The sequence below is a fragment of the Vibrio sp. 10N.261.51.F11 genome (assembly GCF_041471665.1).
In the GTDB taxonomy this organism is placed as follows: domain Bacteria; phylum Pseudomonadota; class Gammaproteobacteria; order Enterobacterales; family Vibrionaceae; genus Vibrio; species Vibrio crassostreae_C.
The window spans coordinates 39,498-52,868 of the sequence record NZ_JBFROW010000082.1 but is presented as its reverse complement, the minus strand read 5'-3'; the positions used below and the strand labels follow the sequence as shown (position 1 = coordinate 52,868).

Annotated in this window: 8 protein-coding genes and 1 pseudogene; 4 read left to right on the top strand and 5 right to left on the bottom strand. The window is 44.5% G+C overall.

Annotation, left to right across the window (positions count from 1 at the left end; genetic code table 11):
• The 3 genes from AB4351_RS20770 to speA form a co-directional block, all read right to left on the bottom strand.
• Window positions 1-2,819: retention module-containing protein (locus AB4351_RS20770; RefSeq protein WP_372127026.1), on the bottom strand; the 2,819-nt coding region annotated here is incomplete at its 3' end.
• Window positions 2,820-3,480: 661 nt separating this feature from the next.
• A complete protein-coding gene (gene speB / locus AB4351_RS20765) occupies window positions 3,481-4,407 on the bottom strand; it encodes an agmatinase (protein ID WP_372127024.1) in 927 nt (308 codons plus the stop codon).
• Window positions 4,407-6,314, bottom strand: a complete 1,908-nt coding sequence (gene speA, locus AB4351_RS20760; protein WP_065585203.1) for an arginine decarboxylase — start codon at window positions 6,312-6,314, stop codon at window positions 4,407-4,409. The genes speB and speA overlap by 1 nt, the downstream gene beginning before the upstream one ends.
• Before the next feature lie 561 nt (window positions 6,315-6,875).
• Between speA and AB4351_RS20755 the strand changes: the two genes are divergently transcribed.
• From AB4351_RS20755 to AB4351_RS20740, 4 genes are all read left to right on the top strand, one after another.
• Window positions 6,876-8,312 (top strand): coniferyl aldehyde dehydrogenase, encoded by a 1,437-nt coding sequence (locus AB4351_RS20755; RefSeq protein ID WP_372127023.1) that lies wholly within the window; start codon window positions 6,876-6,878, stop codon window positions 8,310-8,312.
• Complete coding sequence (locus tag AB4351_RS20750) at window positions 8,309-8,887, top strand: TetR/AcrR family transcriptional regulator (RefSeq protein ID WP_372127021.1); 579 nt, start codon at window positions 8,309-8,311, stop codon at window positions 8,885-8,887. The genes AB4351_RS20755 and AB4351_RS20750 overlap by 4 nt, the downstream gene beginning before the upstream one ends.
• A 537-nt stretch (window positions 8,888-9,424) precedes the next feature.
• On the top strand, window positions 9,425-10,999 hold the full coding sequence (locus AB4351_RS20745) for an ATP-binding cassette domain-containing protein (RefSeq protein ID WP_372127019.1): 1,575 nt from the start codon (window positions 9,425-9,427) through the stop codon (window positions 10,997-10,999).
• A 115-nt stretch (window positions 11,000-11,114) separates the two neighbouring features.
• Window positions 11,115-12,353 (top strand): leucine-rich repeat-containing protein kinase family protein, encoded by a 1,239-nt coding sequence (locus tag AB4351_RS20740; RefSeq protein ID WP_372073748.1) that lies wholly within the window; start codon window positions 11,115-11,117, stop codon window positions 12,351-12,353.
• A gap of 81 nt (window positions 12,354-12,434) precedes the next feature.
• Here AB4351_RS20740 and AB4351_RS20735 read toward each other — a convergent pair.
• Both AB4351_RS20735 and yqfB read right to left on the bottom strand, forming a co-directional pair.
• A pseudogene (locus tag AB4351_RS20735) lies at window positions 12,435-12,884 on the bottom strand (hypothetical protein).
• A 68-nt stretch (window positions 12,885-12,952) separates the two neighbouring features.
• Complete coding sequence (yqfB, locus tag AB4351_RS20730) at window positions 12,953-13,267, bottom strand: N(4)-acetylcytidine aminohydrolase (protein WP_017063603.1); 315 nt, start codon at window positions 13,265-13,267, stop codon at window positions 12,953-12,955.
• Between the last annotated feature and the right edge of the window lie 104 nt (window positions 13,268-13,371).

Here is a 13,371-nt window from a genome sequence, read left to right as displayed (position 1 = left end):
TCGTCTTCATCGACAACCATTTCACCAGTCGGCGCCGTCATTACTGGCGCAGCATCGAGCACCTCGATTGGCAATACATATTGGTTAGAATCATCGCCATCACGATCAACAGCAACAACATCAAACGGTATTGTTAATGTATCGAGGTTGCTCGGTGTCGTAGCGTGATTGAGAGGACCAAGCAAGGTAAACGTGTAAGCACCATCATCAGTCAGCACTAATGTGAAGATTGGCGTTCCGCTCGCGTCAGTTGCACCTTGGTAGGTCGTCGTGTTAGCAGCACCTGTGATCTCAGTGATCTCAATACCTTCATTGGCCGACGATAGCGTCGCTTCCAGCGATGAGATATTGCGTAGTTCGTAAACCTCAGCTTGGTCTGCACCTTCTGTGGTAACAAACGAGCCTGTCGCTTGAACGACAACAGAGCCTAAATCATCTTCATCAACGACAAACGTACTCGCAACCGTCGTGTCAGTGATGGTTGGCACATCATCCGTCACCGTGATCTGCAGATCGACCGCATTCGATTTATCTTGGTCGGAATCTTCAGCCACAACAGAGAAGTTAAGGTCAATCGTGTTTTCACCCGAGCCATCAGGGTGTTTAATTGGTTTAAACAGTTCGAATTGATAGCTGTTATCCGAGGTATCGAAAATAATCTCGAACACCGCTTCATTACTCGTTGCAGTTTGAGCAACATAAGTAAATGTTGTGCCGTTTTGTGAAACAGCTTGCCACTCTAGACTTTCTCCATCGGAGGTTAAGCCAGTCAGAACCAAATCTTCATCAACCAGTTCATACTTCGCAACACCATCGGCGCCTTCATAAACCGTGAATAATCCATTAATAATGGTGTCTTCAGATTGATCGGAACCAATACCAGTGAGGTCATCCTCATCGACAACTGTTTCCCCTGTAGGTGCTGTCATCACTGGTACATCGTCTTTAACATTAACGAGGATCTCAGCGGCTTCTGGTGTACTAGAGCCTCCAGACAGTGCAGAACGGTCGCCATCGGCATCAACAGCATAAATTGGCAATGCAAAAGTTAGCAGCGTATCTTCAGCGCCTTGATGTGAAAGGTCTTCATACAGATTAAATTCGTAGCTCCCCAATGAAGGGCTATCAATTTTAACGTCAAAGACCGTAATTCTCGAACCATTGACCTCAACATAACCTTCGTAAGTTCTTACACCGTTGGTTTCATCAATCAACTCAAGTAGCACAGCCTCGCCATTTGAAACCAAGCTGCCACCAGTATTAAATTCTGCAGGTTCAAGTTCATAATGGTCAATGATGTCACTTTCAAAAATGTCCGCGGTGATACTGCCAGTGCCAGACACTGGCGCCGTGCCCTCTTGTGAGCCGCCAACAATACCCGCTTCATCAACATCAATACTGTCAACATTAGTGATAACAGGGCTATCGCCATCAGTAATGGCAATGTTGATCGTATTGGTTACAACATCTTGGTCAAAATCGGTAATCGTGATTGGCAAAGCGAACGTCAGTGAATCGGTACCCACTTGTTCTATCGGATTAGACTGCTCGAATTTATAGGTGCCATCGGTATCTAGAGAGATAGTGAGAACAACCTCACCTCGACCTTGGATGGACAGAGTAATCGTTGTTCCATCGTCAGACAGTCTCGCAAGCGTGTTTTGATTGTCACTGAGCAACCCATCAAACTGGTCGAGTGCACTTGCATCAAATACGACTGATTGAAGATTATCACTACCAATATTGGAGAACGTTCCTTCGATTGCCGCGCTGCTAGTTTCAACGTTAGTGATATTGACACTTTCAGCTGACGGATCTATCCCATCAACCACGGCGACTTGCGCATTGATTGGTGTTGCTAATGGGTTTCCGGCGGAGTCTTCACCTTGAATATCAAAAGTGATGTTAATTTGATCGCCTGTATAAGAAACCTGACCACCGCCAACAGACGGTACATGATCAATCGGTTGAGAAATCGTTGTGGTTAGAGAAAGCTCAATGTTATTGCCAACACTGACGGCATCAATGTCGATACGTAATACTTCGTCGGTACCTTGAACACCAATGATAGAATGAGTCGCCGCGTCATACGTGAAGGTGACGGGCTGGCCACTTGAAGTAATGTCGCTGTTTAATTCACTAAGCAGTGAAGCGAGGGATAGCGTTTCTGGTACGAAAGAGTCAGGAGCGAGAGCTAAACTACCAGCAATAATCGTTTCTGTGGTTGTTATAGATTGGGGATAAGTATTGCCAGATATGGAGCCTTCAGTCAGTGTTTCACTGATTGATTGACCACCTGATGAACGAGTGATAGATCTGAATTCTTCTCTGTCTTCATCAACAGTTTGTTCTGCTAGACCAGCGGTCTCAAAGAAAGTCGATGGATGAGTTTCAGTGTAGTTATAGTCAATCGTCACAAAGCCGGCATTTGCAGAGCCTAGTCCGCCACCAGCCGCTGTTGCCTCTAAGATTTGAGTCGGATCGGCACCACCTAAAATGGCTTCTTGGATAGCAGCAAATTCATCATCAAAATCTCCCGCATCGGCTTGCTGTAAATCAAAATTAACTTCTCCAGCGATCGGAGCATCAGCCCACGCTAAATCTTGATCAACACAGCCAACGCAATTGCTTGCCACCTCAGTGACACCGTTTGGGGTACCTAATACAAGCTCTGCTTGGTTGGCAGTGATAACAATCTCGTTTTCACGAATAATATCTCCAGCTGAAATTTTCCGTGCGCTTCCGTCAGACTTAACTGCAATGACTTCTCCACTCACTACCTCTACAACTGCAGCTTGGCGCGAAACTTCAATACCCATATATCCCCCGAGGTCACAAAATGCTGTATTGCCCAACATCGTGAAAATGATAGTAATAACGGTTTCAGGCTTAAATTATATTCAGAACTTATTCTCTGCATTAACAATCAATTACATAGACTGATGTATGTGATGAGTCAGTTCTGTTTCGCCTGTTTTTTTTATAGTTTACTTAACCTTAAGCCTAGTCTTCATTATCCGAAATGTCATGTCTGTGCGAAGTGACTTCTTTTCACAAATCTAGGCATTCACTTTAGTTTGTTCATGGACTAAGCAAAAGTTTATAGGGTGTTGATTAATATGCAATAAAACGCACATCTTAATTACACCTCAAATTTTTATAAATATATACAGTAATAAAGTTGATAAATCATTAGGATTTATGGGCGATTGATAGGGTCGATATATACCTAAACCCCAAAGAAGAACTAAATCCCATATTTGAGACAAGGTGCAGCATAAAGCTGATGAGAAACTGTTCAAACACCGTATATGGCGTCAATTACATATACAACAATTAGAGTATTGAATGGGTATGCAGGGACAATGAGTAGAAGTTGCAAATGGATATTTCGAGGTATCCAAAAAAAGCCCACTAAGTTGAACCTTAGTGGGCTTTAAAATCAGTATATAGCGTTATGCTGTTAGCAATGACACACAACTATTTAGCAAGGCGATTTGCAGTCCAGACGTAAAGCAGCTCGAGAGCAATCGTCGCACCAGCCAATGCCGTAATTTCGCTTTGGTCATAGGCAGGAGACACTTCTACAACGTCCATACCAACCATGTTGATACCCTGTAAGCCACGGATGATTTTGAGCACTTTATCTGAGTTCAAACCACCACATACTGGTGTGCCGGTACCCGGAGCAAAAGCAGGATCCAGACAATCGATATCAAACGTTAGGTAAACTGGCTTATCACCAACAATACCTTTCACTTGAGCAATGATATCGTCCACACTCATGTCGTTCGCTTGCATCGCGTTAATGACGTTGAAGCCGTGACCTTCTTGCTTATACTCGGTACGAATGCCGATCTGCACCGAGTGTTCTGGCGAGATAAGGCCTTCGTTTGGTGCATGGTAGAACATTGTGCCGTGATCGTAGCGGCTGCCTTGGTTGTACGTGTCAGTATGAGCATCGAAGTGGATCAACGCCATCTCACCGTACTTCTTACCATACGCTCGTAGTAGAGGCAGTGTAATGAAGTGGTCGCCACCTAATCCAAGCAATGTTTTACCGCTATTTAAAATCGCATCAGCCGCCGCTTCTAAACGCTGAGTTAGGTCTTCTGCATCACCACAGTCAAACACAAGGTCGCCAGCATCAATTACCGAGGTATGTTCAAATACATTGAAGTCCCACGGGAATTTTTTGCCTTCCCACGCCAAGTTCACAGAAGCACGACGAATCGCATCAGGGCCCATACGAGCACCCGGACGACCGGACGTCGCCATATCTAGCGGCGCACCCAACACAACCACATCAGCATCGTTGTCGATTGGATTTTGCACCAATGGACGACGCATAAACGTCATCGCATTGGAGTACAGCGAGTAATCTGGTTTGGTAAATAGATCGTTCATTAAAAATCCTCAAGATAGGTGTAACCCATCAAGCCTTGCTCTAACTCTTCAAGTACGCTTTGCTGCTCTTGCGCTGGTACTTTCGCAGTGACCAATTCTTTGTACTTCTGACGAATTAGGTCCATATCGATATGAACGTAACGCATCATGTCTTCTACTGTGTCGCCTTCGTTGATGTAGTCAATGTTCGCTTCTCCGCTTTCATCAACATTCACCACAACACTGTGCGTATCACCAAATAGGTTATGCATATCGCCCAAGATCTCTTGGTACGCGCCTACTAGGAAGAAGCCCATTAGGTATGGTTCATCTGGGTTCCACGCTGGCACTGGCAATGTTGTTTCAATGCCTTGACCATCAACATACTGGTCAATCGTACCGTCAGAGTCACAAGTGATGTCCAACACCACAGCACGACGCTCATCCGCATTATCTAAACCGCTCAGTGGCAATACAGGGAACACCTGATCAATACCCCAAGCATCTGGCAATGACTGGAATAGTGAAAAGTTCACGAAGAACTTGTCCGCTAAACGCTCGCTCAACTCATCCAAAATTGGACGGTGGTAACGGTTCTTTGTGCTCATGCGAGTGCTAAGCTCGTAGTTAATACGCAAAGACATCTGTTCTGCCCAAGCACGGTGCTGAAGGTTCAGCATGCCTGTCGCAAATTGGTTGTGTGCTTCTGCGATATCACTTTGCGTGTCGTTGTAGATCTCAATCAGCGCGCGGTCATCATTACCTGCATCTAACTCCAAGAAGTTCTTCCACATGTTGTTTAGCAACAGTGGTGCGTCTGCTTCTGGCGCAGCCATATCTTCCGGTGAGTAGCTTTCAGTACCAATCACGTTGGTGATCAACACAGCATGGTGCGCAGTCAGTGAGCGACCAGACTCCGAAATAATCACAGGTTGTGGCTGATTGTAGAGTTTACAAATATCCCCTACTGTCATCACGATGTTACGAGCGTACTCAAGCAAGCCGTAATTCATTGAGTTTGAAGATTGGCTACGCGTGCCGTCGTAATCGACTGCCAAGCCACCACCAACATCTAAGAACTTCAGTTGAGCGCCAATATCACGCAGTTCACAGTAGAAACGAGCCGCTTCACTCACGCCATTTCGCACGTCACGAATGTTTGCCATTTGTGAACCTAGGTGGAAGTGCACGAGTTCAAGTACATCCAGCTGGTCTTCGGCTTTCAAGCGTTCGATAACAGTAAGCACTTGTGATGCAGACAAACCGAATTTCGACTTCTCACCACCACTTGCTTGCCATTTACCTGCACCTTGAGAAGCAAGACGAATACGTAAACCCAAACGAGGTTTTACGCCAAGTGCTTTCGCTTCAGAAAGAACAAGATCAAGCTCAGACAACTTCTCTAGAACGATAAAGACTTTGTGGCCTAGCTTTTCGCCAATCAGTGCAAGGCGGATGTATTCTCTGTCTTTGTAACCGTTACACACGATCACAGAGCTCGCTTTTTGAGCCAACGCCAGTACCGCTAATAGTTCAGGTTTGCTGCCCGCCTCTAGTCCTAGCTGCTTTTGCTCTAATTGAGCTTGGCTCGCTAAGATCTCATCAACCACTTCTTTTTGTTGGTTAACTTTAATCGGATAAACAAGTAGGTAACGATTGTCGTACTGATATTCGTCGATCGCTTGGTTAAATGCGTTACAGATATTGTGCACACGTTGATGCACTATTTGAGGAAAACGCACAAGAGCAGGTAAACCAATATTTCTTTGCTCTAACTGTTTTACGATCTTACTTAGTGGGACTTGATGATCCGTCTCGCTCGGTGAAACATACACCTCACCGTTATCATCAATTCCATAAAAACCTTGGCTCCAGTGCTTTACATTATACTCAGCACGGATGCGTTCCAAATTAACCGAATTTTCCAATTTTAGAGACCTCACACTATAGGGCCATCGACAGAAGATACCTCTTTGGAATAGCGAGGTATAACCCAACAAAAAGCGTTCAAAAACGATTTGTTGGCTGCATTAACCGATATTATTAAGAGCGAGTCCAACCATTGATATTTGTGGTGACGATTACGTTTTTTTATCGACAGATCGACTTAAAATGACAGGTAAGGAATTACAAGGTTTTAGGGTAAAAAACAGGCTGAAGCGCATTAAATATAAAGCAATTTCTCACATTAAATTAGGGAGAAAAAATGTGCAGAAACCAAAAGATTTTTAGTAAATTGAGTGAGGTTAAGTCAGAGTTGTGACAAGTATAAGCACTTCACAATCTGAACTCTCGCTATCACCAACACAGCTTGTGTCCCGCGATTCGATGCCGATAAACACTTCATTCTTCCTACTAGAACTCGCTCACTTCAATGTTGTAACCGCTCAATTTTTGAACTTTTCTCGCGCATATCTTGTATTCGGTTCAATCTTCTTGTAATTTTAACTGACCAACCAATCGGTCAGCCTTCGAATTTAGGGGATGCTATGAGCCATAATCTAGACCTTGAACCAAACACGTCGAGCACCAACGACATGGATCAAATATTCAACCGACAACAAGATCACTACCGTAACAACGTTAATCCAACACTTGATCAGAGACGAAATGATCTCTCAGTCTTGAAAAAACTATTAATGCGCTACCAAGAGCAGTTAATTGAAGCGGTATCAGAAGATTATGGCCATCGAGCAGAGCACGACAGCTTAATTGCTGACATCACCCCTTCCCTACACCAGATCAATTACAGTGATAAAAACCTGAAGAAGTGGTTGAAGCCTTCACGTCGAAAAGCCGGCTTGATGCTAACACCAGCCAAGATTACTGTGCATTATCAGCCAGTAGGTGTGGTTGGTATCATCGTGCCTTGGAACTTCCCAGTCATGCTCTCTTTAGGCCCTCTGATCACAGCGTTAGCAGCGGGCAACACGGCGATGCTCAAGATGTCGGAGTTTACTCCAGCGACCAACCGAGTTTTAAAAGCGATGTTGGCCGAAGGCTTTAGTGAAGATCAGGTTGCGATTATCGAAGGCGAAGCTGACGTTTGCGCTAAATTTAGCCAACTGCCGTTTGACCATATCCTTTTCACAGGCTCAACCGCTGTGGGTAAACACGTTATGAGAGCAGCGGCTAACAACTTAACACCAGTTACCTTGGAATTAGGCGGCAAATCTCCAACCATCATTGCCCCTGACTTTGATGTGGCTGACGCTGTTGAACGTATCTTGTTTGCCAAGAGTCTAAACGCTGGCCAGATATGTGTAGCGCCTGATTACATCTTATTGCCGCGAGAAAAATCAGACGAGTTCATCACAGCCTATAAGCGTTATTTCAAGAAGCTTTATAAAGCCGGTATTGAGAGCAAAGACTTAACCTCAGTGATCAACATGCGCCAATACAATCGCTTGAAAGGTGTCATTGAAGACGCACAAGCCAAAGGCGCGGTTATTCACACGGTAACCGAACAAGCACAAGACGATGTAAACCACAGAATGACGCCGCACCTTCTCACCGAAGTGAACGATGAGATGCTCGCGATGCAAGAAGAGCTGTTTGGTCCTGTTTTGCCTATCGTGCCTTATGATTCCATCGAAGAAGCAATCAATTACATCACAGAGAGAGAACGCCCACTGGCTCTGTACCTAATGAGCCATAATAAAGAAACCCAAGACAAGCTTTTATCAGACACGCACTCTGGCGGCGTGTGTATTAATGATTCTTTGGTGCATGTGGCTGCAGAAGACGCACCATTCGGTGGCATCGGCCCTTCAGGCATGGGACACTATCACGGCATTGAGGGCTTCAAGACCCTTAGCCATGCCAAAACCGTTCTAAGTAGAGGAAAAATCAACTTCACCAAGTTAATGCATCCTCCTTACAACAACCCAATCAAGAAACTGATGTTCAAAGTACTCAATAGATGATCACCAAAAGACAAAAAATCCTAGATGCTGCACTCCTGCTCTTCTCTCAACAAGGGCTAGAGGGCACATCTACCGGACAAATAGCGAAAACAGCCGGCGTGGCAAAAGCGACGTTGTTCCACCACTTCGAGAATAAATCTCTATTGATTGATGAACTGTTTCGCGAGCTGAAGCTAGAGCTATTCTCGACCCTTCAACCGCACACTGATGTGGCTGTAGAAGATCGCTACCAAACCTTTAAGTTCATGTGGATCACTGGGATTGAATGGGCACTAGAAAATCCGGTTGCGATGAAGTTCTTCACCAATGTTCATTTCGACCCAACAACTCAAACTCGAGAAGTGATCGTCTCACAGATGTTCGCGTCACTCGATGAGATCATTTTGAAAGGACAAGAGGACGGTGAATTGATGGCATTAGACATTAACTTTGTAAGGCACTTTATCCATAGCCACTTTCTGATTTGTGCAAACTGGCTGATTGAGCAAAACGAATCTCCACCAGAGCAAACATCGAAGTACATCAACGATAGCTTTGATATGTGTTGGCGCGCCGTTGGTGGGCAAACCAAGTAGCTTTAGCTTTAAGCCCAAGGCTCTAAGCTCTAAGCTCTAAGCTCTAAGCTCTAAGCTCTAAACCCAAAGATATAAGTTCTAGACTCAACTGATTTCCAATAATGATCACTAAAGCGCCACAAAGACGCTTTAATTATTTGAACACAATTTAATCACCTCAACATATTGACTCAGAGTACTTTCTTTCAGTACCATCCCACCATCATTTCAAAAGAGAATAACGCCATAATGAAGTACTAACATCCTGACATCCGATTTATTTTTATAAAAATCATTTGGACACTCGGGGTTAGTGGGCGTTACTTCATCATCTATTTTCGCGACAAATCAAGCTCTTAAAGATCCGTTTTTTGACAAACAAACATCTTTAAGATCAGTACCTCAAAGACAGGAACCATCTCAATACCGCTTTCTCTCTTTCATTGGTCATCTATCTAAGTAACGCCTTTGGCGATCTGTTGTTAGCATCCAGCAGGAGCTTGCACAGAAAAGCGCCTCACCCCTTTTACTCGTTTACACGTAAAGGGAGGTATTTCTATGCCGACTATATTAGCCAATAATCTCTCATTCCAACTCGATACTGGTGAGTGGTTATTCAAAAACATCACCTTTAATTTGAGCACTCGCCTCACAGGCCTAGTCGGAAGAAATGGGGCTGGAAAGTCATTGTTACTTTCGTTGCTCGTTGGACAAAAACAGCCCACAACGGGCAGTGTTTCGCGCCAAGGTTCAATCGGCTTTTACTCTCAGTTACCATCAACGCTACTGGATACCAACATCACCATCGCTGACTTCTTAGGACTCACCGAAAAGTTAGAAGCGTTAAGCGCCATAGAACAAGGTAGCTGTGAACTGCAGCACTTCAATATCGTTGGCGATGATTGGGATTTAGAGGCGCGTACCCAGCAGTTGCTAGGTACATTAAAGATCACTCGTGATTTGAACACACTTTGTTGCTCTTTGAGTGGTGGGCAACTCGCCCTGTTACAGCTTCATCAGCTATTCGTATCAAATAACGACATACTGATCCTCGATGAGCCTTCGAACCATTTGGATAACGACGGACGCAATTGGCTACTAGAACAATGCCAGTTGTTTGAAGGTAAGGTACTTGTCGTCAGCCATGATCGAAGCTTATTGAGACAAATGGAAGGTATCTACCATCTCAACAGTTTGGGGTTACGTTTCTATAAAGGAAACTACGATGACTACTTCAAACAAATGTCGAATCAGGCCGATGCACTAGATAAACAGATTGCACATCACCAATCCGAAAAGAAACGACTGGAGCGCCAAGCTCAAGCTAATAAGGAAAAAGCACAGCAACGTGAGTCTCAAGGTAATCGACTCAGAAAGTCCGGTAGCCAACCCAAGATATTATTGGATGCGATGAAAGATAAAGCAGGACGAACGCAAGGAGCATCAGCCAGTAGTCAAAAGAACTTAAAGGACCAAAACCAACATAAGCTTCAATCTCTTAAAGAACAAAAGGAACAACTAAAACCACAGGCCTTGTATCTACAGCAGAGTAATAGCAAGAAAAAGAACTCGCTATTAACCGTTGAAGATTGCCATCTGAGTTTTGGTTCTGACGCTCGTATCAACTTTTCTATGTCGCAAGGTGAACGGTGTTATCTCACTGGTGCAAACAGCTGCGGAAAGTCGATGCTGTTAAAGGCCATTCATGGGCAACACTCGAACTATACAGGTTCCATTAAACGCTTAGGGTCCACAGTATACTTGGATCAACACTTTGGACTATTAGACACCAACGACACAATGTTCGATAGCCTGGTGACACATAGCGGCAGCATGACAGAAAGTGACGCACGAACCTTGTTAGCTGGTATTGGATTCAGACGAGACTCCGTCTACCGCAAAATAGCTCACCTAAGCGGTGGAGAGAAAATGAAACTGGCGATGTTGATCGTCAGCCATAAACAGGATTCGCCATTACTGCTGCTAGATGAACCAGACAATCACCTAGACATCGACTCGAAGCAAATATTGGCTTCGGCTCTGCGTGAATACCAAGGCGCATTCATCTTGGTCAGTCATGATAGCGATTTTGTTGAGGAGGTCGGCGTTAGCCAAAACCATATCCAGCTTTAACCTTCGTAAATTCGTTCACTTAGTTTAGTTAAGCGAGTATTCTTCCGGATACTCGCCTTTCTTGATTGAGACAAGTAAACTACGCGCCTCGAACATCTATTCATAAGGCTAAGGTTTGCATACTCTAGAACAATTAAAATCAGGGCAACTTAAAGGTATTAAGCGCTTAAAACTGTCGGAAAGTCTCACCGAGTTTCCTCTAGAAATCATAGAGCTTGCAGATTCTCTTGAGATCCTAGACCTTTCAGGTAATCAGCTGTCAGACCTACCAGCCGAGTTATCAAAGCTAACTAACCTGCGTATTATCTTCGCGTCGAATAACCTGTTTACGCACCTGCCTGATGTTCTGGGGTCACTTCCTAAGCTTGAAATGGTTGGCTTCAAAACCAATCAAATCAAAACCGTTAGCGAGCAATCTCTGCCTACTCAACTGCGCTGGTTGATCCTGACCGACAATGAGATTGAGGCCCTGCCTAGCTCACTAGGTGAAAGACCGCGACTACAGAAACTGGCATTGGCGGGTAACAAGATTCGCGTGTTACCAGAAAGCATGGAAAACCTATCCAACCTTGAGCTAGTTCGCCTGTCTGCAAACCAGTTGACTGAATTCCCAGAGTTCCTTATCAAGCTACCAAAACTGGCTTGGTTAGCGTTTGCGGGTAACCCGTTTTGCAAACACCCTAGCAGCTTAGATAGCGTGCCTGCGGTTAGCTCTCAAAGCTATTCACTGAATCAAGTACTTGGCCAAGGCGCATCTGGCGTGATCTCGCATGCAAGCTGGCTAAACAGCGACTTCGATTTTCCACAGGAAGTGGCGGTTAAAGTGTTTAAAGGCGAAGTCACCAGTGACGGCTACCCACATGATGAACTGGAAGCGTGCTTGCAGGCTGGACACCATAACAACTTGGTAAAATCTATCGCCCAAGTAGAGGAACAAGATTACCTAGCTTTGGTGATGGAACTCATTCCAAACAGCTACTACAACCTAGGGCTACCACCAACACTCGAGACTTGCACGCGTGATACTTTCCCAGAAGGTTTCGAACTTTCAATTGCTCAAATCAATAGCATTACAGAGCAGATGATTGATGTGTTTGAACACCTTCATGCCAATAAAGTCTCTCATGGTGATCTATACGCTCACAACACTTTAGTGAACGAACAAGGTCAGATGATCTTTGGTGACTTTGGCGCTGCGACTATCTACGGCTACCTAACTGAAGAACATCAACAAGGTATTCGCCGAATTGAAGCACGTGCATTGAAGTACTTTATTGAAGACCTACTGACGATTTGTGCAAAGCAAGATCAAGACAGCGAGCTTTATACTCGATTGGCGAACTTCGAAGCTTAATAGAAGTATTCAGTCAGATTGAAGACAACAAAGCCAACATCACTGTTGGCTTTTTTATATGCTAATTAAACGAACCAGCGTTTAGCTTTCAACTTGAACAAGCTTCAAGTACGAATGCAGCTCTCCGCTCTTATACTCAACCGCAGAGTGAATATTAAGGTCAGCACGAGCCACAACAGCAAACTGGTAGCAGTTCTCACCCTTCAGAATCTCGACGTGTAACAAACCGTCTTTTAGTTGCCACTACCCTGTTGTTTCAAATCGGTCGAACAAACGATATTCAATCAAAGAACCGTCAGCATTGAAGTGCACTTCAGTGATGTAACCGCCGGGGCAGCTCTTCACCCAAACTCGATTCTCGATATCACTGACCGTAAAGTTACGCCTTGTGTCACGCCACGCTAGAAAGCCTTCGCTATCATAAAGAGCAATGTCGAGATCAGTTCTAGAGATTAACGGCTGCTCATTTTGCTCACGACAATAAAGTTGAAGAAAAATTTGCTGAACTGTTTCGCTCTGTAATTCACTCATTGTGGCTTCCCTTTATCATTGCTCTGCGTTAGACGCAGTATTGATCAACAAATTCTATTTAAAGCGGGCTACACAAGCTCGTAAGAAACCACATACAGTTGAGAGATACCCGGGTAGATATCTTGAATCACGTCTTTCAGTACTTGCAGCGTCATGTTCTCTTGCTGAGCATGGAACTCACCTAAGTCATCAAACAAAATTGGCTCAACGCTGATGATCTTAAGATTACAGAACACACGGTCTTGCTCTAGCGTCGATACTTCCACAACACTGCCTGGCTGGTAGTCTCGCTCAGATTCATCACGAATAGTAATCGTCTTCTTGCCAGATAGGATGTCAGTTTCAAAACGTTCGAAGAACGTCATAGTGGTCGGTGCGGTCATTTATTTCGGTCGCTTTACATTTAAAGGTTAGGTAAATGTTTATATACCAGAATGCGTGTTCAAGCGAATAAAAATTAGGTGCGGGATGCGAGATGCGAGATGCG